Source organism: Cytophaga sp. FL35 (assembly GCF_014349235.1).
GTDB lineage: Bacteria > Bacteroidota > Bacteroidia > Flavobacteriales > Flavobacteriaceae > Euzebyella.
On record NZ_JACSOH010000028.1, the window covers coordinates 16,424 to 40,491 of the forward strand.

At 38.2% G+C, this 24,068-nt stretch carries 21 protein-coding genes; 11 read left to right on the plus strand and 10 right to left on the minus strand.

Annotation, left to right across the window (positions count from 1 at the left end; all coding sequences use genetic code 11):
* Positions 1-48: 48 nt before the first annotated feature.
* Positions 49-684, plus strand: coding sequence for a Crp/Fnr family transcriptional regulator (locus tag BIZ36_RS17510; protein ID WP_187459191.1), 636 nt, complete (start codon positions 49-51; stop codon positions 682-684).
* 69 nt (positions 685-753) lie between these two features.
* On the opposite strand, the gene BIZ36_RS17515 is transcribed toward BIZ36_RS17510, so the two are convergent.
* Positions 754-939, minus strand: a complete 186-nt coding sequence (locus BIZ36_RS17515; protein WP_187459192.1) for a hypothetical protein — start codon at positions 937-939, stop codon at positions 754-756.
* A gap of 153 nt (positions 940-1,092) precedes the next feature.
* Between BIZ36_RS17515 and BIZ36_RS17520 the strand changes: the two genes are divergently transcribed.
* Positions 1,093-2,007, plus strand: a complete 915-nt coding sequence (locus BIZ36_RS17520) for a universal stress protein (protein WP_187459193.1) — start codon at positions 1,093-1,095, stop codon at positions 2,005-2,007.
* 69 nt (positions 2,008-2,076) lie between these two features.
* On the opposite strand, the gene BIZ36_RS17525 is transcribed toward BIZ36_RS17520, so the two are convergent.
* The 5 genes from BIZ36_RS17525 to BIZ36_RS17545 form a co-directional block, all read right to left on the minus strand.
* On the minus strand, positions 2,077-2,694 hold the full coding sequence (locus BIZ36_RS17525; protein WP_187459194.1) for a LysE family translocator: 618 nt from the start codon (positions 2,692-2,694) through the stop codon (positions 2,077-2,079).
* Between the two features lie 245 nt (positions 2,695-2,939).
* The gene (locus tag BIZ36_RS17530) at positions 2,940-4,169 is read right to left on the minus strand and encodes a hypothetical protein (protein WP_187459195.1); all 1,230 of its coding nucleotides are present in this window, start codon (positions 4,167-4,169) and stop codon (positions 2,940-2,942) included.
* Between the two features lie 364 nt (positions 4,170-4,533).
* On the minus strand, positions 4,534-5,229 hold the full coding sequence (locus BIZ36_RS17535; protein ID WP_187459196.1) for a hypothetical protein: 696 nt from the start codon (positions 5,227-5,229) through the stop codon (positions 4,534-4,536).
* 180 nt (positions 5,230-5,409) lie between these two features.
* The gene (locus BIZ36_RS17540) at positions 5,410-5,757 is read right to left on the minus strand and encodes a hypothetical protein (protein ID WP_187459197.1); all 348 of its coding nucleotides are present in this window, start codon (positions 5,755-5,757) and stop codon (positions 5,410-5,412) included.
* A 192-nt stretch (positions 5,758-5,949) separates the two neighbouring features.
* A complete protein-coding gene (locus tag BIZ36_RS17545; RefSeq protein ID WP_187459198.1) occupies positions 5,950-6,600 on the minus strand; it encodes a hypothetical protein in 651 nt (216 codons plus the stop codon).
* Positions 6,601-6,966: 366 nt separating this feature from the next.
* Between BIZ36_RS17545 and BIZ36_RS17550 the strand changes: the two genes are divergently transcribed.
* From BIZ36_RS17550 to BIZ36_RS17560, 3 genes are all read left to right on the plus strand, one after another.
* The gene (locus tag BIZ36_RS17550; protein ID WP_187459199.1) at positions 6,967-7,896 is read left to right on the plus strand and encodes a dihydrodipicolinate synthase family protein; all 930 of its coding nucleotides are present in this window, start codon (positions 6,967-6,969) and stop codon (positions 7,894-7,896) included.
* A gap of 82 nt (positions 7,897-7,978) precedes the next feature.
* On the plus strand, positions 7,979-11,284 hold the full coding sequence (locus tag BIZ36_RS17555) for a SusC/RagA family TonB-linked outer membrane protein (protein ID WP_187459200.1): 3,306 nt from the start codon (positions 7,979-7,981) through the stop codon (positions 11,282-11,284).
* 10 nt (positions 11,285-11,294) lie between these two features.
* A complete protein-coding gene (locus tag BIZ36_RS17560) occupies positions 11,295-12,800 on the plus strand; it encodes a RagB/SusD family nutrient uptake outer membrane protein (RefSeq protein ID WP_187459201.1) in 1,506 nt (501 codons plus the stop codon).
* 174 nt (positions 12,801-12,974) lie between these two features.
* Here BIZ36_RS17560 and BIZ36_RS17565 read toward each other — a convergent pair whose 3' ends face one another.
* Entirely contained in the window at positions 12,975-13,700 is a 726-nt protein-coding gene (locus tag BIZ36_RS17565) for a FadR/GntR family transcriptional regulator (protein ID WP_187459202.1), read from the minus strand.
* 185 nt (positions 13,701-13,885) lie between these two features.
* On the opposite strand from BIZ36_RS17565, the gene BIZ36_RS17570 reads away from it, so the two are divergent.
* From BIZ36_RS17570 to BIZ36_RS17580, 3 genes are all read left to right on the plus strand, one after another.
* Complete coding sequence (locus BIZ36_RS17570; protein ID WP_187459203.1) at positions 13,886-15,046, plus strand: n-acyl-d-glucosamine 2-epimerase; 1,161 nt, start codon at positions 13,886-13,888, stop codon at positions 15,044-15,046.
* A 12-nt stretch (positions 15,047-15,058) separates the two neighbouring features.
* The gene (locus tag BIZ36_RS17575) at positions 15,059-16,192 is read left to right on the plus strand and encodes a sialidase family protein (RefSeq protein ID WP_187459204.1); all 1,134 of its coding nucleotides are present in this window, start codon (positions 15,059-15,061) and stop codon (positions 16,190-16,192) included.
* An 82-nt stretch (positions 16,193-16,274) separates the two neighbouring features.
* Positions 16,275-18,878: a sodium:solute symporter family protein gene (locus BIZ36_RS17580; RefSeq protein ID WP_187459205.1), complete on the plus strand. Its 2,604-nt coding sequence runs from the start codon at positions 16,275-16,277 to the stop codon at positions 18,876-18,878.
* 540 nt (positions 18,879-19,418) lie between these two features.
* Here the strand turns inward: BIZ36_RS17580 and BIZ36_RS17585 are convergent.
* A complete protein-coding gene (locus BIZ36_RS17585) occupies positions 19,419-20,504 on the minus strand; it encodes a sensor histidine kinase (RefSeq protein WP_187459206.1) in 1,086 nt (361 codons plus the stop codon).
* Positions 20,505-20,918: 414 nt separating this feature from the next.
* Between BIZ36_RS17585 and BIZ36_RS17590 the strand changes: the two genes are divergently transcribed.
* Genes BIZ36_RS17590 through BIZ36_RS17600 form a run of 3 tightly spaced genes read left to right on the plus strand, consistent with a single transcriptional unit; the run spans position 20,919 to position 22,532 of the window.
* Positions 20,919-21,485: an RNA polymerase sigma factor gene (locus BIZ36_RS17590; RefSeq protein WP_286174932.1), complete on the plus strand. Its 567-nt coding sequence runs from the start codon at positions 20,919-20,921 to the stop codon at positions 21,483-21,485.
* A 56-nt stretch (positions 21,486-21,541) separates the two neighbouring features.
* Positions 21,542-21,679 carry a hypothetical protein gene (locus BIZ36_RS17595; RefSeq protein WP_187459208.1) on the plus strand — a complete coding sequence of 46 codons (138 nt, stop codon included), beginning with the start codon at positions 21,542-21,544 and terminating at the stop codon, positions 21,677-21,679.
* The gene (locus BIZ36_RS17600; RefSeq protein ID WP_187459209.1) at positions 21,666-22,532 is read left to right on the plus strand and encodes a mechanosensitive ion channel family protein; all 867 of its coding nucleotides are present in this window, start codon (positions 21,666-21,668) and stop codon (positions 22,530-22,532) included. The genes BIZ36_RS17595 and BIZ36_RS17600 overlap by 14 nt, the downstream gene beginning before the upstream one ends.
* Positions 22,533-22,877: 345 nt before the next feature.
* On the opposite strand, the gene BIZ36_RS17605 is transcribed toward BIZ36_RS17600, so the two are convergent.
* Positions 22,878-23,264 (minus strand): response regulator, encoded by a 387-nt coding sequence (locus BIZ36_RS17605; RefSeq protein WP_187459210.1) that lies wholly within the window; start codon positions 23,262-23,264, stop codon positions 22,878-22,880.
* Between the two features lie 387 nt (positions 23,265-23,651).
* A complete protein-coding gene (locus BIZ36_RS17610; protein WP_187459211.1) occupies positions 23,652-23,975 on the minus strand; it encodes a hypothetical protein in 324 nt (107 codons plus the stop codon).
* Positions 23,976-24,068 lie beyond the last annotated feature (93 nt).

A 24,068-nucleotide genomic window follows, 5' to 3' on the forward strand; every position in this document is an offset into this window, starting at 1 on the left:
AGCAGATGTGAAAATTGCATTGTTAGGCAGTTTAACTCCCTCCGTGCAATGACCAAAGACGAGCTTAAAAAGGTCTCGGATGCCAAGGTCTACAAGAAAATTAAAAAAGGAGACCCCTTATTTGAAGAAGGGCAAAAACTGGATGGCGTTTTCTGTGTAAGGGACGGTGTGTCCAAACTTTCAAAATTGAGTACCAATGGCAAGGACCAAGTGGTAAAGTTGGCAACCAAAGGATCGGTTATCGGCCAGCGTTCGGTCATAGCGGAAGAACATACCAATCTCAGTGCCGTTGCCGTAAATGACATGGAAGTATGCTTTGTTCCCAAGGAAAATATTCTCAGTACCCTTCAACGTAATCCTGATTTTGCCGTTGAAGTTCTTCGTCATATGGCCCATGATTTAAAAGAAGCCGATGATGTTATTGTAAACATGAGCCAAAAAACTGTAAAACAAAGAGTGGCGGAAGCCTTTCTTTATTTAAAACAAAATTTTGGAGAGGATAAAAATGGTTTCTTGAGACTTACCCTTTCCCGAGAAGATATTGCCAATGTGGTGGGTACTGCTACCGAAAGTTGCATTCGGATCATTTCCGAATTTAAGAAAAAAGGATTTATAGATACTTCAGGAAAGAAAATTAAAATAGCCGATGAGCGCGGACTAAAAGACCTCGCACAGGGGTTTTAAAAACACTCAAAACCAAAGAAAACAGAAACCCAAGCAGGAAAAAATTCCCGCTTGGGTCCTTTTTACCTATCAAGCGAAATGCTTTTCTCGCTTGTCTTTCCTTAAATTATCAAATTGGTATTGAGGACTACGAAGCATTTTTCTGTAGAGCTCCTCATTTACGTTTACCGGTATATTCAGCTTTGGGAACTTAATTTGATAAACATTGTCATTTTCTTTTCCGATCAATGAAACTTTGACAGGTCTATTCTTCATAATCTAACATTTTTAATTTATTAAACCATTTAAATCAACCGTTTAAACCTCCAACAAAGGACGTACCAAACAAAATATCAAAACCTGATATATGTCATAGTTTCAGGATTTTAATGCCCCTAACTTTACCACCTGAAACTAGCAAGTGAATTTATGAAGCAAATTTTAATACCTACGGATTTTTCACTTAATGCATGGCAAGCCATTTGCTATGCCCAAGAACTTTTTAAGGACCAAGAATGTGTTTTTCATTTGCTCAACACCTACACTCCTGCCATAGTAAGTAGTAGGTTTATGGCCCAACACAGAGAAGAAAAACTACATCAACAAGGCTCTGGCAACTATTCCGAAGCAGGACTCAAGGAGTTAGTTGAACGTATACAAAGAAACGGGCCCAACCCCAAACACTATTTTGAAACCTATTCTTCTTTTAGCCTTTTAACCGATGAGGTAAATAATTTTGTGGAGCATGAAAACATAGACCTCATCATTATGGGCATTAAGGGAATGACGGACGGAAACCATATTTATATGGGAAAAAATACGGTGAGACTCATCAAAACCATAAAAAATTGTCCCATTATAGCTGTTCCGCGGGATATCGATTTTTTTCAACCAGATGAAATCTCTTTTAGTACGGATTTCAATATGTTCTACACCCATTCTGAATTGGAACCACTTATTGAAATGGCGCAAACCTTTAACGCCACAATAAGAATTGTTCATATTCAAGATCGTATAAAACCGCTGACAGAAATTCAGCGCTTTAATTTAGGTATGTTACGAAAATACCTGAATGAAATTAAACACTATGTTCATACGGTTTCCGAGGTGAAATCCTTTTCCAACACTCTAATGGCCTTTAATAAAGAGTTGGATATTCATTTATTGGCAATGCTCAATTACAGAAATAGTTATGTGGACAGCATTACCCAAGAACCTATGGTAAACAAGAAAACTTTTGAAGCCCAAGTACCTTTAATGGTGATACCGGAAATGTCAATTTTATACAAAAACCCAAAGAAGAAAAATCAAAATGATATAAGGACAAAACAACACGTAAACTAGCAACTAACAATGACTAACACGTGGGAGCCCCTTTTTATGGAAAGGGGCTTTTTTTGTTGGGATGAACACTTAAATTAAATATATAAAATTGCCAATACCTACAACTCCGGTTAAGCATCCCAAAACCAAATTCATATTACCTGCAAGAGAACTTATTTTCTTTTCTAGCCTACCCGCCAAAAAAGCATATCCAGCATATAAGGTAAAGGAACCTAAGGTGGAACCAATGGAGAAAATAATAGCATTGAGAACTGAGTACGTAAAGAGTTCCATCCCTATCAATATGGAAATTGTAGTAAAGTAATAGGGTATGGCAAAGGTGTTGAGCAAAGACATTCCTATGCCGTGCAAATAAGCTTTTGACTTGTCAATCTCCTCCCTTCCCGGTTCCTTTTTGGTTCCAAAATGCAAGCGAAAAAAGTTAAAGGATAAAACCAATAGAATTCCTGTTCCAATCTTTTGGATAAGGGTAATATGTTCGGAATTCTGCATTAAAACGTTTGATAGATAGGCACCAATATTCGCTTGGAAAAATAGAACCGTAGCAAATCCCGCAATCAAAAACAAGGCCGATTTACTTCCGCTTCTCAAACTGAATTTCACTACCGTCATATTTAGGAAGCTGGGGACAATACTTCCGCAAGCTGCTATCAAAAATCCAAATAGGATGTAGAGAAGAACATTCATAAATACTTTTACTGCAATACTACAGGTATCAAGATGGATGCATTAATCTGAAAGAAGAAAATTTGGAGTCAATAGAAATTGTAATTAGAGGTTTTTAGTACGTCAAGAACTTGTTAATGAGGCAACATTTGGAGCAATATTAATATTATAGTCGTCTTCATGCGCCTTGTTCATATCCGCTGTATTGTAGTAATTCCATAAAAAACCGGGCATAGCCCGGTTTATGATGTTAAGGATTTTAGTCCTTAATGCTCCAAATCATAGGCCAAGACCTTAAATTGATAAGGAGTGATGGATAGCTCAAACTCATGTTCCACTTCCATGTCATCTAAATGATACTGAACTATTTGATTTGAAGAGGGGATTGAAATATATAAAAACCCTTCAAAATAATCGATAGTGCTTGTTACCGAACCATGACCTGAAGATTCGGTATCCATTGCCACACTTAAGGTTCCGCTGTACACTGTTTCCTTTGTATCTACATTAATTATTACAAATTCACCCGTTTTGGCCACAACAACCACTTCCTCCCCATCTTTGGATACCATACATTTAAACAATTCGGAAGTTTCAAATATGGGAGTAATTTCCTCACTATCGATATCTACAAAATAGGCTCCCTTACTTCCCGTATACCCCACAAAAATGTCTGATTCATCCGTAGCTAACAAACTTCCGAACCACACGTCATCCTCAAAATCGGTAGGATAATCAATAAGCTTCTGTTCGCCATCGTCCTTCACCACCAAGATACCTGTATTGGAACCAAAAATAGCGGTATCATCGTTACCGGCACTTCCATGAATACCTGAGGTGCTTAAACTTTGCCCTTCTTCGGAAATTACCTCCCCTTGTTGATTGATGATATGAACTTTTTCTGGCAATCCGGCTCCTGCTCCTAGATTGGTGACGGCAATAGTACCATTTTCAAAAATTACCATGGCGCCATGATGTGCTGTAGTTCCTGTTGCAATCGTTTCAACGGCTGTGGAGCTATCAATAGTGTTTTCGTTGAACAGACTAAGAGTGGCATCGCCGTCATTGTAAACCGCGACCAGACCTTGCTCCGACTTAAAATGGGTAGGTTTTTGACTTTCAAAACTCACCGCAGCCAAGCCTGTTTCACCCAAATCATGACTGTGGTCACCATGATCGATTTCGCCCCCTAGATTAAACGTCTCCGTAAAATTGTGGTCTCTATGTGTAATGACCCCATATCTTCCGGATTCGGTGGCATATACACTTCCTTTGGCATGCGATGCCTCAAAGGTTTTAACCTCTTCACTAAACGGATTAATAAAGTTCAAGGTAGTTGAGTTAACATCGGAAATCAATAAGGAAACGTTCTCAAACTCCTCATGATCAAGGTCATGGTCCGCATCAGGGTCATTTTCAATGCCATTATCATCATTGGAACATGCCCCCATTAACAAAAAGGCAATTGCCATAGGTAAAAAGCTAATTTTTTTCATTGGTATTTTTAGATTATTTATTGGGCGGTAAAAATAAACAAAGAATATTTAAATGCAACGCAGTTGCATTTAAATATTGAACTTAACTTGTTACAAAGCATATAGAATCACATTATTATGCTGATTGTTAGATAGATAGAAAATATCTTTTTTCAACTTGGTTTCTGTGGTAATATCTTTATGTGAGGGAACACGCCGCAGGAAAGCAACTGGAAATACTAGGGAAGTGTTTGCTGTGGTTTCTTAAAAACAGATAAATGCGTTGTGGGCAATTTACCAACTAAATGAAATTGTAAATACTAAAGTTATGGAGCATTTTGTTAAAGCTCTAGTTGAACCCGGTTCTTCCCTGTTTACTGGCTTTTTATTTTTTGAAAGTTATTTTTCCAATGGGGATGGTTCCAGAACCATCGGGTGCTAGGCTCATGCTGTAAAATAGATTTTGTTCTTTTAAGGTCATGGCTGCCCTTGGAGTTCCCACTGCCCCGTAGGAAAGTGTTGCTAGGAAGAATATATGCTCTTCATTGGGATTGATGGTTTTTTGCAACTCACTGGCTTTATAGAAGTTTGCATCCAAATAAGACTTCATATTGGTTAGTCCGTAATTTATTTCTGAAAGTTTATTCAATTCGACCTTTTGTGGTGGCAAAAACAATCTTAAAAATGCCTCCGGATGCGTAAAAATCGCAAATGAGCTAGCCGGAATTTTGATGTTTAATTCTAAAGGAAGATTAGTATTATTAATTATCCGGGTCCAAAACGAGGCAAACCCATATCTCATTCCTGACGCATCAAAATATTGTTTCCCCTCCGGTTCTATCATTCCTCCCTTGGGAAAGCTGTTCTGTATAGTAATTCCGTTTCCCGTAAAAGAAGTATATGTAGTATCCGAATAAATATAGCGGTTTAAATTAGGGTCTTGAGATAGTTTTTTATTATTATGCAAAGAGGTCTCAAGCCTATATGTAAGGTCAACTACTTCTGATGTCAGATTGTTCTTTTGAGCATAAGAGCAAATCGACATAATTGTTAAAATTGATGTAAATACTTTTCTTCCCATATTTTAGTTAACCAAAAAGGAATTATAAGTTATCAATTTAGTCATTTAGGGGCAAAAGGCTACAGATACTTACCCTTTTGCCTAAAATTTCAAGAGAACAGCGAGACTGTGTTTTTATCTTCCATTTAAATTATCTTTTGCAGAAAACGGGGAAGGCTACATTTGCAATGGAAGATGGAGTTACTGCGACTCAAAGTCGGATGCTTTAATTTTAATGGAATCTCTTACAGGTTCGTCCAAAAGGATTTGACTTATCTCTGGCTTTTCTTTAGAATATTTAACATAGTAATAGATATCTTTTGATTTTCTATCCTTAGAACCTGCTTCTTTATAATACCATTTGTCCGTCACTTTATATTTAAATTTAATGTAGGGTATACCATTGGCCCCATACTCATCATAGATGACTCCAATTGTTAAAATACTGTCATTTAAATAATAATAATTTTTTAGTGTATTGTACCCTATAAATAAGATAACTGCTGCAACTATTGCTCTAACCGGATATTTTTCATCTAATATGCCCATTCTTTTTTAAATTGATTGTCGTCAGACTCTTCTTTTTTATTTCCCCCATTTTCGCCCTCGTACCCAATCTCATCCTTTTTTTGAACTTTACTCTAAGTTACGATTTATGAATAATCAATTGTTGAAAACAGGGAAGGCTACATTTTTAGGGAAGGTTACAGCAGGCATGGGGCATACATTTCGTTGCCATGGTTATTTTAATAATTTGTATCTTCTTATAGATATATAATGAAGCAGACTTAATGCTTTAAGACTATTAGTTTCATTCCCATATTGATTGGAAATACCATGCATGATTCCATGGCGCATCAATTCTGACTTTGGCGAACTCTTGGGATTGAATTTTTGATTGACGGGATTCTTGTCGGTAAAAATATCTAAAAGAAAATGTGTATTGTTCTTCTTTTTAATCTTATCAAAATAAGATTTTGTAAACAACTTTCCATTTGCCAAGCCATCAGCGAGTGATAGAAATAATATTGTAGAGGCATAATACAATTGTCTGTTGTGGCAGATGAATGCCTCTTTAATAATGTGGCTCGATTCTGAAATAATTCTTGTGAGATCACTTTCTATTTCATCAAGATTTTCATGAAATATTTCTTTAATCGTTTCCTGTGCCAATTCACTTTCACTTTGATTGAAGAGCTTTAAAATGATCAAAACCTGTTCAACGGTACATCCATTATAAATGTACCAGCCATATTCCGCAAAAAGCTGGTCATGATCTTTAAATATCATGTCCATTTCATCTGGGTATTCCCTCTTAAATCTTTTTAAAACGTCAGATAATTTAGCTAATGTTTTTTGAAGCTCCGGCGATATAATGTTATCTGATTTCATTCTAATAAAATGGCCAATAAATGTAAACCATCATTGATTATACTTCCACTATAAGCCTAATTGATTGGTTGTAGATAATCGTGCTATTGATTTTTAGAATAGATAGCAAAACCAATTAAAAAGACGACGATCAAAATTGAAATGACTATCATCAGCTTTTCCTGTTCTTTTAAAATCTCTAGGATTAAACTAAATATTTGTTCAAACATCCTTTTTTGAACTTTCAATAAAAGGCATCAAGATAAGCAATAATCAAACAGTGCCGAAAGAGGTTCATTTAGGGACACATTAATTAATTTCTCATTTAAGATTTTAAAAAATCAAAATAAATTGATACATTAGCCATATGTATAACATAATACAAATATGAAAAATTTAATAGCTGCAACTTATGCTCCTATGCATCCTAATGGAACACTTAATCTGGGTATGATAAAAGCATATGGGGAATTTTTAATATCGAATAAAGTGACTGGTGCCTTTGTAAATGGTTCTACCGGTGATTTTGTATCCCTGAGCACATCGGAGAGAATGGATTTGACCGAGGCATGGTCCGATGCAAAAGAGGATGACATCTATGTCATAAATCATGTTGGGCACACTAATATTCGCGAGGCAAAAAATCTTGCCGCGCATTCTGTGGGTCGGGCGAATGCGATAGCGGCATTGGCCCCTTACTATTTCAAACCCAAATCTTTAGAAAGCCTACTTGAATATTGTATGGAGGTAGCATCAGCTGCGCCGGACTTACCATTTTATTACTATCATATACCTGTTTTGACTGGAGTTAATTTTGATATAGTGACTTTTCAGAAGAAGGCGGTATCAGCAATTTCAAATTTTAGAGGGATAAAATTTACGGAAGATAATTTAACAGGTTTCGCAAGTAGTTTGGATTGCTCCAATGATAAAGTAGACATCTTTTTTGGAGTAGACGAAAAGTTTGCATCCAGTATCAAGGTTGGTGCTAAGGGCTGGGTAGGTAGTACCTATAATCATTTGGCTCCCTTATACTATGATATTTTGGCCGAACATGAAAAGGGTTCATTTGAAAATGCTGAAGAAATGCAAAAACTGGCCGTATACTTCGTGAATACTCTTGAAGAAATAGGTGGCTTCCATGGTGGGAGCAAGGGATTTATGAAGTTCTTTGGATTGGAAATGGGACCTAGTCGTTTTCCACATCGGACGTTTAGCGATGAGCAGCTAAATCAAGCTATGGATTTAATGAAAAAAGAATCTCTCTTGGATTATCTGTCGAAGCCTTTACAGCTTAGTAAAATACCTCGAAATTAAAATTTTTTAATGTATTATGTTATACATAATACATTATTTGTATATTTGAGATCAATACTCTAACAATCAAACTCTAAATTTTATGGAATTCTCCAATTACGTAAGAAAAAGCACAACGACATTTATACGCGGTGTGTTGCGGGGAAAGGGCGCTTTAGTCCATTTTCCCCTTTTTGCATTAATGGTTTTGTTTTCTCTAACTTCATATGGCCAAACGAGCCAAATCACTGGTAATGTGATAGGTTCTGATGGAGTTCCCCTACCAGGGGCCTCTGTGGTGGTAAAAAACACAACCAATGGCACTCAGACCGATTTTGATGGCAACTATTCTATTGAAGCCGGTCCCAATGATGTTTTGGTTTTTAGTTATCTAGGGTTCTCTACCAAGGAGGTTCCTGTTTCTAATCAGACCACTATTGATGTTGTTCTGGATGAAAACATGGCAGTATTGGATGAAGTGGTGGTGACGGGATACGGTAGTCAATCTAGAGCTACATTGACTTCTTCTGTTTCTAAGTTGGATACAAAGGTTTTGGAAAATGCAACACGTTCCAATCCTGCCTCGGCATTACAAGGAACTATTGCTGGTTTACGAGTAACCAATACCACAGGTCAACCCGGTTCAACGCCAGAAATTGTTTTACGTGGAGGAACAAATTTCAGTGGGAATGACTCGCCTTTGATTCTTGTTGACGGAGTGCCCAGCTCTTTTTATGCTCTTAATTCAGACGACATCGAGTCTATTGAGGTTTTAAAGGATGCCGCGGCCACGGCCATATATGGTGCGAGATCGGCCAATGGTGTTATATTGATAACTACCAAAACGGGTAAATCAGGTAGGTCTTCTATAAATTATAAATATAGATATAGCCTAAATAATGAACGAAATGACCAACAATATTTAGGTGCGGCCAATCACATCAATTATAATAGGCAATCTATAGCTTGGTACCGTGAGGCTGCCGGAGATCCAGGTGCATTTAGTGCATTTCTTGATGGCAACCAAGGTGCGGGAACCGGGAACAACAGTACTAACGACCCTTTCACTACGCAATTGCTGACATCAGAAAACCGGTACTTGTTAAACCAACCTGGTTGGCAATCCATTCCAGATATATTAAACCCAAATCAACAAATTATTTTCTTTGACAACAAGGGTGTAGGAGATAGAATTTACCAGGATAGTGAATCCAAAGACCATTATATTTCTTTTGATGGTGGTAATGACAGAGGTACTTATTATTTAGGATTAGGTATGTTGGATAATGAAGGTCTCATTTTAGGGTCTGGATTTGAAAGATATTCAGGAAAATTTAGTGGCTCCTATAAAATCAATGATAATGTAAAGGTCAATTCCAATATACTTTATTCGCACTCGAATTTAAGCACTGGTGGCTTAGGAAGTGAAGATACAGTGTTCCGAAGATTTCAAGGGCAGGCGGCCACTTCTAGAACCTATGACAGTAATCCTGACGGAGCATGGTCGGATCAATATGCCGTTGGTCAGAACCAAAGTTTCGGGAATCCGTTATATTACCAAGATAAGTTCGTGCGAAAGAATCTTGAGCAACGTTTAACGGCCACTGCAGGGCTAGATTGGACGGTTGTTGATAATTTAATTTTTTCTTTACAAGGAAGTCACTTCGCTATCAATGATCACTACGAAAATTTCAATAGAGCCTACAGGGTAGGTAGCACTACAGGTCCACTTCGTACAGGTAGGGAGGCGAGTGTGAGTTTAAATAGAACCTTAAGAAATCAGCTAACGGGAACCTTGAACTATATCAAAAGTTTTGGCAGGCATAATGTTAACGCGTTGGTGGGAGTAGAATATTTTAAGGATAATTTCTTCCAAACTTCAGCAGGTACTAGGAACTCGCCAACAGATTTGATAGAAACGCTTAATGCTGGAGCTGAAGCTAATGGCATACCCTATAGCTTTGAAACAGAATATGTAATAACTTCTACTTTTGGTAGATTGTTATATGACTATGATAACAAATATTTGGTAGGTTTCACATTTAGGAACGATGGTTCTTCCAGACTAGGAAATAACAAGTTTGGATTTTTTCCAGGTGTGTCACTGGGTTGGAACGCACACAATGAGAATTTCTTCCAAGAATCGGGATTGGGAAAAGCGATAACCACTCTAAAGCCAAGGTTGAGCTATGGTGTTAACGGAAATCAGGATGTATTGAGCAATTATGGCGTGTATGGTTCTTATGGTTCCCAAGGAATTTATAATGGGCAAACAGGTTATGCTAATTCGAGTTTGGCAACACTTGACTTAAAATGGGAAAAGGCAACAACATTTAATATAGGTTTGGATTTATCCTTGTTTGACAATAGATTGTCCTTTATTGCTGACCTTTACACAAGGGATATAAAGGATAAACTGGCAAGTTTAACCCTTCCTTATTATACAGGGTTCAGCGGGATTCTTACAAATAATGGAACTTACAGAAATAAAGGTTTCGAGCTTCAAGTTAATGGGGATATCATAAGAAAAGATGATTTCACCTGGAACCTTGGAGCAACCATGACCACCAACCGGAACTATGTTGTCAATCTACCGGAAAATGATAATGATCTTAACAGACAGGGAGGTAGTTTAATATGGAACCCTAGCACTGGACAGGAAGAATGGGTAGGGGGATTGCAGGAAGGCCAGCGATATGGTGGTGACTTGGTAGTTGCCTTTGAACAGGAATCCATTTATGCCAACCAAGCAGAAGCAGATGCCGACAATGCTATCACCGATGAATATGTGCCTGGTGCCAGTCGTAACCAAAGATGGGCGGGTGATGTAAAATGGGTAGATCAAAACGGTGATGGTATAATCAATAGTTTGGACCGAAAGGTAATTGGCAGAACAACGCCGGATTTTGTGGGTGGTTTCAATACGAGCTTAACCTATAAAAACTTTAGTCTTTTCGTTCAAACGGATTTTGCTACGGGACATTTGGTATGGAATCATATCAGGAACAAGGGTTATGCACAAACACAAGGAAACTTGGCACAGCCCATAGAGGTTCTAGATTCATGGACCCCGGATAACACAGATGCCGATTGGCCAAGGTTTGTTTTTGTAAACGGTACAAGGAATGTTTGGAGAGGAAGTGAGGGCATTGAAAGTTTACAGACAGAAGCAAATAATAAGTTTTGGGAAAAAGGGGACTATTTGGCTTTGAGAGAAGTAACCTTAACTTATAATATTCCTTCTGAATACTTCAATGATATTATTAAAAGATTAAGTTTCAATGTTACTGGAAGCAATCTTCATTATTTTAAAAGCATGAGTGGAGATACCCCAGAAGTAGGTGGGGTACAGTATGGCGAATTTCCGGTACCTAAAACCTTAACTATAGGACTTAACGTAACATTTTAAAAAAACTACGATGAAAAAGTATATTTGTTTAATAATAATAGCAGTAAGTTTCATTGCTTGTGAAAAGGAATTGGAGCTTGACGCACCTAGTGAATTGACATCCGCCGGATTTTGGGAATCCGAAGAAGGGGTTAGAACGGCGCACACGGGTTTGTTTGCCAATTTGCGTGGAGAAGCTGCAGATTTATGGCTTCTTGGCGAAATTAGAAGTGACGTATGGGGTGGTCGAACTTATGAAACGCCATCCAATATAGATCTTATAGAATCAAGTTTTACGGTATCAACCGCACCTTTTGGTGGATGGGCTGGTATTTATACCAATATTCACAGAGTGAATGACTTTTTATTAAATGCTCCCGGAGTTGAATTCGTTAATGAATCGGATAAAAGTCATTTGATTGGCCAAGCATACGGCTTAAGAGCCTTTTATTATTATACACTATTAAAAACTTGGGGTGACGTACCAATTATTTTAGAGCCTTTGTCCACAGTTGATCCCGAAGGTTTAAGTAAAGAAAGGTCATCCCAAAGTGAGGTTATGGAACTCATTAAGTCAGATATAGAGGCTTCCTTATCAGCATTTGGATCGGATAACAGCTTTTGGCAAGAAAATAGAAATTTTTGGAGCAAGGCGGCAACTTTGGCACTTAAAGGTGATGTCTATATTTGGTCAGGAAATTTATTGGATGGCGGAGCTGCTGATCTTAACGAGGCTAAATCGGCTTTAGAACAAATCGAGGGGTTAGGAGTTAGTTTGGTACCGGATATAGAAAGCCTTTGGGGAGTGTCAAATGAAGGGAACAACGAGTTTATTTTTGCCCTACAATACCAACGTGACGAGGCCTCCAATATATACAATAGCTTTACAGGTAGAAGCACGGAGATTAACCCACAGTTCAACGCTGACGGCGAATCGATGATAGACTTCATAATTGCCGGAGCAAATAGATACGGGCAATCTGAAAAGACCATAAATTTATTGGATGACAATGATGATGCCCGTAAAGATGCGACTTTCATTAGGCTCTATACTGACGACAATGGTGGTTCTGGATATCCCTTGTACAGTGAGCCCACCTATTTTGGGTCTATATTCAAAAAGTTTTTGGGTCAGGTCGATGGGTCGGAACGTATTTTTGAGAATAATGTTCCCTTATACAGATATGCGGATGTACTCCTACTATTAGCAGAAGTAAAGAATTTGTTGGGCGAAGATCCATCAGGTGAAATAAACCAGATTAGGCAAAGGGCCTATGGTGATAATTATTCAACAACCTTACATGGTTATGTGAGCGGATCACAGATGGAAAATACAAATGCAATCCTTACCGAACGCTATAAAGAATTTATAGGTGAGGGAAAAAGGTGGTGGGATCTCAGGAGAGCCGGTGATAGCTTTGTTTTGGATAATGTAACATTTTTAAAATCTGGGGAGGAGTATAAATTATTATTGCCGATAACCGATGACATGATTGGTAGAAACCCCTTGCTTGATCAAACGCCTGGATGGCAATAGTATAATTATAAATTGTTTTTGTTAGTTTTAGATAGCTGAGTTAGTTAATGGAGAAAAGGGATTTGATATATCAAATCCCTTTTTATTTTTAATAGAATGTAAAAGATGAACAAAGTTTAACCTTCAAGGGGATTTTATATCGCTTGGGATAGGAATCTATAGGATTATTTAAGGTTATCCTTTTTTTAATATATGGTCAAAATGAGGCTCGAGATGCCTGCGCATGGCATTTCTAAAGGTTTCCGGAGTACCTACTTTTAAATTGTCTAACAGCATTCTATGCGTTACAAACGTACCCTTGGTATAATGGTATTCGTCCAAGTTCGTGTTTTTAGTTTCCTTCAAATATACATATTCAAAGACAGGCAAAAGCAGACCTTGAAATCTTTGTAATGTCTCATTCTTGGATATTTGGTATAGTTTGCCGTGGAAGGCAACTTCCCTGTCCAAGGTAAAACGTATTTTACCGGTATCTGTTGCCTCCTCGGTTACTACGATTTCCTCTAGCTCCTCCATATTTTTTTGTGTTCTGTTTTCGAAAAGAAAATCGGCCATGCCCATTTCAAGTATCAGCCGAAATTCGAACAGCTGCTTCAACGTGTCTTCGCCCAACAACGTAGGATCCATTATCCGTTCGAAATTATTAATGATATCCGGCTGCTTTAATATCATCCCCCGGTGTTTCTTCGATTCCACTAATCCCAGGGTCCTTAGGCGAAGTAATGCTTCACGAACCACCGTTCTACTGACTCCTAACGATTCGGCAAAGTCCAACTCCTTGGGAATGGCATCACCAGGTTTTAAATTATTTTCCTTAAAAAAGGCCAATAAACGTACCTCCACCTTATCTACAAGAGATCCGGTATCAACGGGCTTTATATTCTTTAATTGCTTCGTCATTGGTGTAATGGATTATGCCAGCCATTATTGCTAGTGCAGATTCAAAAATTAAGTTGATAATTCGGTAAAAATAGGGATTGTTATTTTCTTTTATCTAGGCTTATTGCCATTTGTACATTATTCCCTTTAAACATTACGAAATTTAGGAAAATTTATCTAGTTTTGTATTATGTTATACATATAAAATGAAATTTAGTCAATTATACCAAGAAACATTGTTGAATGATATACTCCCTTTTTGGGAGAGATGTTCCTTGGATACACAATATGGAGGATATTATACTTGTTTAGACCAACATGGAAAGGTTTACGATACCGACAAGTTCGTCTGGCTTCAAGCCAGGCAAGTTTGGATGTTCTCCAAATTGTACAATCAGGTCGAGCAGCGGCCTTCATGGTTACAAATCGCCGGATTAGGGGCGGATTTTCTTAAGAAGAACGGAATGGACGCTAATGGGAGCTTCTATTTTTCCCTGACCAGAGAAGGTAAACCTTTGGTACAGCCCTATAATATTTTCTCCGATTGTTTTGCTGCTATGGCCTTTAGTGAATACGGCAAGGCTTCCAACGATGAGGAGTTCAAGTTGTTGGCTAAAAACACCTACTATAATATTTTAAAAAGGAAGGACATACCTAAAGGAAATTACGAAAAAAGTACCGGAATAAGAAAACTTAAAAGTTTTGCATTGCCCATGATCCTCTCCAATTTGGTATTGGAGCTAGAGCATGTTCTGAAGACCGAAGAAGTCAAAAAAACAATCGATACAAGTGTGCACGAGGTTATGGAAATCTTCCTACAAAAAGATTCCGGACTCATCTATGAAAATGTGCAGTTGAATGGTTCACTGCATGATAGTTTTGAAGGGAGGCTTCTCAATCCCGGTCACGGAATTGAAGCCATGTGGTTCATGATCGATATCGGAGTGAGCAGGAATGATCTTGCTCTGATCCAAAAGGCTACGGATACCATAGTCAACATTCTGGAACATAGCTGGGACAACGAGTTTGGCGGTATTTTCTATTTTATGGATGCAAAGGGCCATCCAACGCAGCAACTGGAATGGGACCAAAAATTATGGTGGGTGCATTTGGAAACCCTTGTAGCTTTGGCCAAGGCCTACGAACATACCAAAAACTCAAAAATATGGGAATGGTACCAAAGAGTACACGACTATACCTGGACTCGTTTTCCTGACCCTGAAAATGGGGAATGGTTTGGGTATCTTAACCGACAAGGGCAACCTTTATTGACCTTAAAGGGCGGGAGATGGAAAGGCTGTTTCCATGTTCCAAGAGCGATGTATCAATGCTATAGATCCTTTGAAAAAATCGAAACTGAACAATAAAATCCAAAAAAAATGAAAAAAACAGCGCTATACATCCTATTGGTTCTTGCCGCCTTTTCCTTGAAGGCCCAAGACAAAACACCTGCAATGGCCGAAGGATTAAAAACATATCAGGACCTATTTAATACCACTATGAACGATTCGGTTTCTTGCTATCGTATACCCGCGCTCATTACGGCCCCCAACGGAGACCTTATTGCCGCTATTGATGAAAGGATACCCTCATGTAACGACCTTAGGGGCAGTGACGACATCAACATCGTTATTCGTCGAAGCAGCAATAACGGTAAGACTTGGGGACCGATTGAGACGGTAATAGATTTTCCATTGGGTAAGTCAGCTTCGGATCCTTCTATGATCGTTGATGAAATGACCAAAGAGATTTTCTTGTTCTACAATTTCATGAACTTAGATACCGAAAAAGACATCTATTATTTACATGTCACAAAAAGTTCCGATAATGGAAAAACATGGAACGAACCGGAAGATATCACTTCGCAAATTGCCAAACCGGAATGGCATAAAGATTTTAAATTTATAACATCTGGTCGGGGAATTCAAACTAGGTCCGGTAAACTTTTGCACACAATGGTCAACCTAAACAGTGGGCTACACTTGTTCGGGAGTGACAATCATGGCAAAACTTGGTATTTTATAGATACACCCATTCAACCAGCTGATGAATCAAAGGTCATTGAACTTACAGATGGCAGCTTGATGATAAATGCCCGTGTCAATAAAAAAGGAATGCGTTATGTGCATACTTCAAAAGATGATGGAAAGACATGGCAAACCAAGCCGGTACCTGAATTGATAGACCCGGGATGTAATGCAAGTATTGTGCGTTATACCGCTATAGAAGATGGCTTCGAGAAAAACCGAATATTATTTTCCAATGCCAAAAGCAAAAAAGGACGGACCAATTTGACAGTTCGCGTAAGCTATGATGAGGGAGAAACTTGGACGGACGGCAAAACAATTTATGAAGGACCCTCGGCCTATTCATCGCTAACCGTCTTGAAGAATGGGGATATAGGCGTATTTTTTGAAAAAGATGAGTACACCAAAAATGTGTACGCACAGTTTTCCCTAAAATGGTTAACGGATAAAAAAGACAGGTATAAAGGACCTAAGAAAAAGAAATAGTAACTATTGAAACTATTTTAGATCATGACATGAAGAACCTACAGGGATATTTATATTCAAACAAAGCGGAATATCAACATACATGGATAGCACGAGGATTTTAGCAATACTAGCTGCACTTTTTTTGTTCGTTTCGGCCGGTATCGGACAAGAAATACCCAAACTGGGCATTATCGAACTGCCCGACCTTCCTTCTAAAAAAACAGGTAGCCCATCATTAGGCTTCGCTGGCATGATGGGGGGGGCACATGGTAATGTTATTATAGCAGCGGGGGGAGCTAATTTTCCGGATGGCCTGCCATGGCAGGGGGGTAACAAGGTCTATAGTGATGATATTTACATTCTGAAAGAAGGCCAATGGCAATTGTCGGACCAGAAATTGTCGACACCATTGGCATATGGCGCTTCCTTGACCCTTCCCGAGGGCGTTTTGATCATGGGTGGGGAAAACGAAACGTCGACCTCCGACAAAGTGTACTTATTGCGTTACAATGTCTCAACCAATACTATTGAGATTAAGGAATATCCTCCCCTACCCGAACCTTTGGCGTATTCCGCAGCAGTCATCGAAAAAGACTTCGCCTATGTTGTAGGTGGGAAGAGTTCGGAAAAAAGCGTTAATTCATTTTACAGGCTGTCCCTATCACAGCCATTGAAATGGGAAAAATTGGAAGACTTTCCCGGTGCTGCGCGAGCGTTACATACCACAGCGATTCAGGAAACCAAAGATTCAAGAAAACTTTTCGTCATTGGCGGGCGTAATCAAATGGCTGGAAATAAGTCAAAGCCTTTGACCGACTACCTTTCCTATGATCTAAGAGAAGGTATTTGGAAAAACGAAGGAGTGCTATTGATCAATGGTCAGCCGAGAGTCTTGATGGGAGCTTCGGCAGAAACCATGGGTTCAATGCACTTGATGGTATATGGGGGATCGGATGAAGTACTTTTTGACACCCTCGAAGACATTGCCTTTCAAATTGTAAGGGAACAGAATGATTCCATTGTAGCAAAGCTCATTGAAAAAAGGGATCAAATTCTAAACACCCATCCCGGTTTTTCGAAAGAAATTTTGGCGTACAACTCCATTACAAAACAGTGGTTTGTTTATGAGACTTTGGTCAATAAAATTCCGGTAACAGCACTATCCTTTAAAAAGGATAAAGATTTTATGATCATCTCCGGAGAAGTTTCTCCTGGAATTCGAACACCAAAAGTTCGGAAATTTAAAATCGCGGAGGCCGTTGAACCGTTTGGCGCTATCAACTATACGGTTTTGGCACTCTACCTCTTGATTTCCCTTTGTATCGGGATTTATTATATGCGCAAACAAAAATCTACTGAAGATTATTTTGTTGGTGGTGGCCGTATTCCTTGGTGGGCTTCTGGGCTTAGCGTATTTGGCACCTTATTGAGCGCCATAACATTCATGGCGATTCCTGCCAAAGCCTTTATAACGGATTGGTCATTTTTCTTTTTGAACATAACGGCCATTCTGATAACACCTTTAATCGCCTTTATCTTTATTCCTTTTTTCAATAAACTCAAGATTCGCACCGCTTATGAATACCTGGAGGATCGTTTCAATTATCTGGCACGGGCCTTTGGTAGCCTCTCATTTATTTTATTCCAGCTCGGCCGAATAGGTATTGTGTTGCTTTTGCCTTCTTTGGCCATCTCTATAGTTACGGGAATTCCAGTCGAAACCAGTATTCTGATTATGGGCGTACTATGTATTCTCTATACCACCTTTGGAGGTATAGAAGCAGTCATTTGGACGGATGTCATGCAGGTGCTCGTGCTCTTGGGAGGTAGTATTTTAGCAGTGGTTTGGATCATGTTACATACAGAAACTTCGTTCGGTGATATGATTACCTATGCCTGGGATAGGGATAAGTTCAATATAATGAATATGGATTTTGATTTTACGAAATCTACATTTTGGGTAGTCTTTATCGGCGGGCTGGCTTCGGCCATGGTTACTCAAGGTACTGATCAAACCATTGTTCAACGCTTTTTGACCAGTTCGAACATAAAGAATTCACAAAAAACCCTTTATACCAATGCGGTGCTGACCCTTCCGGCAACAATCATATTTTTTGGTTTAGGAACCCTATTGTTTATTTTCTATTCGGAAATACCCGAGGCATTATCTCCGGCGATTTCAAATAATGATTCCATTTTTCCTTGGTATATCGTTAGGGAATTGCCTGTTGGGGTCTCTGGTTTATTGGTGGCCGGAATTTTCTCGGCGGCTATGTCGAGCATCAGTAGTAGTCTGAATTCTGTGTCCACTGCCTATTGCAACGATTTTCATCAACACTTCAGACCTGAAACGACGGACACTAAACTGCTGAGAATAGCAAGAATTGCCACTGTATTGACTGGTATTGCAGGTGTTCTGCTGGCCTTATGGATGGCGAATTCTAATATTAAATCCCTTTGGGATGAATTCTATAAATTTCTCGGATTGTTTACCGGTGGATTGGGAGGGATGTTTCTCTTAGGAATGCTGACAAAAAAGGCTAATTCAATAGGGACTTTGTTGGGTTTGGTGCTCAGTGCATTTTTGATATGGTACATCGGCGTTTTTTCAGAAATCAACTTTTTGATGTATGCGTTCTTCGGGGTAGCCTCATGCTTCATTTTCGGATACATATTCAGCTTGATTTTTAAGGATAAAAGGTAGCCTTTGCCGTTTTTTTTGAATGTGCTTTTTTTCTTTCTAGGTATTCCTTCGAAAGTTGCCCAATTAAACGTTTCGAATATCTTTACGGACAACATGGTGCTGCAGCGAGATAAACCAATCCTTTTTTTGAAATTTAATTAAACAATATCAATTAATTTTAAAAATGCAGCAATTAGATACAGTCCACCAATTGTTATAATAGCCCAGGTCAATTCTCTTTGTCTTTTAGAGGACTGTTCAAGGTTTATGATTAGTTTTTCAGTAAGTCTATGGTCCAGCTCAGTATTTCCTTGTTCTGCTACCGCTGCATAATAAGAAGTTCCTTAAATAACATTCAAAGCATAATCATACTTGTTGATTTTATTTTGACATTTTGCAACTACCTCTTTGATTGTATCATCAGAACATCCTTCTGGATAGTTATTGGGTATATTAATGCTACTCATCCTTTATTTGAACTTTTCTCTAATTTACGATTTCTGAATTCTCATTTATATAAAAAGGTGAAGGATAAATCTACATTACCATTTTCACCAGAACTTAATTAAGCGAGATTATAAAACAACAGCCTTGACCAGGTTCGCTTTTAACCTTTATCGAGCCTCCCTGGGACTCAATTTGCGTTTTGGTCATAAATAGGCCAATTCCTTTGGCGTCTGGATGATTATGGAAGACTTTTTTAAAGCCAAAAATATCTTTTTGGTGCTTATCCAGATCAATTCCCAAGCCGTTATCCTTAAAGCTTAACATCAGATGTTCCTTATCTTTCCACGATTTTATTTCAATTAATAAGCGTCTATTTTCGGACCTGTACTTAATCGCGTTGCCAATCAAATTAAGAAAAATACTCTCCATGTATATTTGGTTATAAGCAACCCATCGAACCTTAGAAAAATCCGATTCGATTATACAGTCAGAACTATCGATCTGTGCAATCAGCAGGTTCTGTGTCCTTTCCAATATTTCCTTTAAATCAAGGGATTTATTCTTTTCCGGTGATCTTTTAAACTGTACGGACTCTACCAAAACATCCAACGTATGGTTCAAGCCTGAGACCACCTTGTCGAATTTCTCCATCAGAAACTCTTTTTTGTTCGGTTCACTCTCATAATTATATAGATTTAATAGGAGCTGGAGATTAGTTACCGGTCCTCTTAAATTATGTGATATTATCTCATTAAAATCTGTTAATCGCTCGTTGTTCTCCTTTGACCGCGACAAGGTATTTTTAAGTTGGAGGTTTTCATCCTTCAATCTCAAAATTTGTTCCCTAAATACCGATATATCACGAAGGGCAAAACAAACATAGGGAATCCCCTGGGAGATAAAGGGAACAATGCCGGTCTGAACCGGAACAATTTTGCCGTCCTTACGGATAATTTCAAGTTCATGGTGTTCCACAGGTATTTGAGATACACCTTCAAGAGTATTTAACAATCTATTCATGATTTCAGTTGCCGATACTTTGTTCAAAAATTGACATAGTGAACGGTCGATCAGTCTCTCCGCTTCATAACCTAGCAATTGTAATGTGTTATTGTTAAAGGCCCTAACAGCTCCTAATTTATCCGTTATGATAATAGCATCGGGCAAATGATCAAGCATGCCCTTCCATTCATTTTTCATTTATTAAAATATGGTATTCATTACTTATTTTCCATTTGGATGTATCAGGCAATTCATAAAATATCGGACGCTTACCGAGGTAGTCCGTGAGAAAAAATGCTAGCTACCTTTGACGTGTTAAGTGCTTACTTAAGCACTTTAGCTCATTTAGACACACTCTAGATTTACTAAGTCACATCGGATACGTCCTTTTTTTGGATAAATAGTAAAAATCAAGGGCAAACTATTGGATCCCATGTACTTGCGAGGATTGAAACTAATCCATACTTTTGCCGATCTTTTTTAAAAACCTAAACACCTACAAAACAGCACTGTATATTTTATTTCTCCATTTTTTTCCGAAGAAGTGACCTAATCCAAAAAGAGGTGTCCTAAAGAGATAACCATTAATGTTTGCTTTAGAACCAATTGAGCTTGCCCTTACTACATAAAAGAATTACCGATGAAAAATTGGTCAAAAAACTGATTTCTTCAAGAGAGCCTGAATTATTTGGAGAACTATACGATAGGTATGCCGATAAAGTATTCAATAAATGCTGTGGTTTTGCTATTGACCTGCAAGAGGCCGAAGATTTGACACAGGATATATTTTTGTTGCTCTACATAAAAATTGGAAGCTTTCAAGGAAGGTCTAAATTCAGTACATGGCTTTATTCGTTCGTTTATAATTTTTGTGTCAACCATGTGAATAGAAACAAGTACAGAAAAATGAAGGATAGTTCCCGAAATTTTGAAGAAGGTGACGGGAACCCATTGCAGGAAATACCTGATAGCTCGCTTTTCGAATTAAAATCACAAAAACTGAAAAAGGCCCTCGATCAGATCGAACCCGAGGACAAATCCATCCTTCTCCTAAAATACCAAGATGATGCTACCATCAAAGATTTGATGGCCTTGTTGCAAATTGGTGAAAGTGCAGTAAAAATGAGGCTGAAAAGAGCCAAAAACAAAGTAGTCAACGCTTATCATAATTTAAAATAATGCAAAAGAACAGTAACCCTTTTAAAAATTTAAACACAAAACCAAAACAATTGCCCGTGGAAATAAGAAAAAAAGTTATGGATGATGTGGCCATTGCCAGTTTGTTCATGGACCTTACATTTTTGGTGACCGACAGTTATCCTTCGGCCCTGAAAGGTCTTTTTAAAACGATCGATAGCAATGAGTTCAACTAACTTCCTTGAGAACATGGCTACTATAGACGAATGGAAAGACCTCACATTGGAGTCAATAAAGACTATCGGGGAGAAAATAGGAAGTACCCTACCTAAAATAACCGGGGTGGTATTAGTACTCCTATTGGGTTGGTTGCTGACCAAGCTCGTGCTTATAGTTTTAAAGAAATTATTGATCATCCTGAAGGTAGACCGTTTCGGCGAAAAGGTCAACAACTTGGAGATGATGGGGGGAAGGAAATTACCTATCAAATTTTCGCAAGTCTTACTCGGATTTGCCAAATGGAGCATTTACCTGATGCTGTTCATCGTGGCCTCGGACATTATGGAATGGAAAATAATTTCCAATGAGATCGGGAACCTTTTAAGGTACCTGCCCAAATTATTCAGTGGTATCATCCTTTTTATTGTCGGTATGTACATTGCAAATATTGTAAGACGTGCCATAAGTACCCTGTTCAGTACACTTAACCTGAACGGATCTAGATTGATCGGAATGGCCATTTTTTATCTAATTGCCATTTTCTTTACCATCTCCGCACTCAATCAGGCCGGTGTAGATACGACTATAATCACCAATAACATTACCATGATCTTAGGGGCATTTCTGCTTGCATTGGCCATCGGTTTCGGATTCGGTTCCAAGGAGGTAATCGCCTCCCTATTGTTGACCTTCTACGCCAGAAAAAAATATCGTGTCGGTGATATCATTGAAATCGATGGGTTGGAAGGAAAGATAGAATCATTGGATAATATGGGGGTAACGCTAGCTATTAAAAATGAAAGGATAATTTTTCCCATAAAAGAAGTTACGGAAAAAAGAATAATTGTAAAAAAGCGATTTGTTAGTTGATTATTGTCGCTTACCATAAGGCGGGACTTGTTAGTTGTCCCGTCTTATTTAACTATCGTTAACTTGGCAATATGAATTTCATGAGCAAGGAAAAAGAAATACTAATAAGTCTATCATATATGTTTTCTTACCGATACAAAGATTTGTATGGCCAACTGAAAAAAATTTTATCACATTACTCAATTATTATTCTTGATAGGTAAATGGAAAATTGAATTCAATAAGCCTTGGATTAAAATTGCTTTATAATTTAGAATACCAACAGCATGCAGGGAGAATAAAGTACTTTTTGCGCCGCGGTCCCCTCTTGCAGTTTTGCTCACCTGTACATTCCATTTGATTGCTTTACTGCTCCTTGATCGATTCCAATGCTTTTTGAATTGTATCGCCCATCATCGGTCTAGGAAACAGACCGTCCACCACAGAATTTTTATTTTCAATTATTTTAAGCGTATTACGATCAGCAATTACAAATATTTTGACTTGCCCTTTTAACCTTTTTTTAGCAAATACAGCAATCTTTGAACGTTCCCTTAGGAACTCCCCCATGTCGATATTTAGGAATATTACCGAGGTGGTCCTGACAGAATCGGAATTTGCAGCTGCATGTTCCAAGGCATCGGTAACACCCTGACAAACGGTTACTTTATTGACGATTTTCTCTCTTTGCAAACAATATCTCGAAGCAAAAAGAGAAACAATGTTATCGTCTACCAAAAATACATCCATCATTAGCTATATTTAATAATAGTCATTAGTTAGTAGGATAGTTAATCCTTTTTATTAACATATTTAGTATCTCCATTTTTCATTATCGGCCAAAGAATCGGAACGGTCGACTTTACATTTTTCCCTATTTTGTTTTCTGAAGGTCCATTCATGGGTCAACACCTTGATGAATTTTCCACTATTTGACTAATTTTTGGGTAATGGGGATTTTCCTTTCAATAAGACACATTATTTTGGAAAAGGCCACACTTAACTATTTTGAGGCTATTGATAAAGGTTCCATAGAATTTGGAAACCAGAATAATCGGAACACCTTGCGGGTTCGGACCATATAACCTCAAAATAGAAACTTTACGGTTCGGGCGATTCGATTTTCATAATAACCTTTCATCAAAGTTCGGAACTGGTAACGACCTTACCCCTGGGATGTAGTTCTTCTCCATTTTTTTCAGAGGTAATAAATAACTTTGCGGGCTTATATGGTGTGACCGCCCTTAAATTGGCTTCGCCCCTGCCGTCTACATCAAGCATCCCCAGATTTTTGGTTATACCATCTTCGGTCTGTATCCAGACAACATAAATCTCTGAATCCGTTGACAGGCGACTTGGTTCTGCCAAATGTTTTGCGGTTAGAAAAATTTCAACATTCCCATTATCCTCACTCTTCTGCTTTATCCTGATATCGGCTGCTGGGGTCAGTTGCGAAACCGGCATTAAGGTTGAAGTTTTACAGGAAAACAGGAGAAAAGAAATAGTCAGAACAAAAATTATTTTTTTTTCATTATACATGACAGGGTATTATTGTAG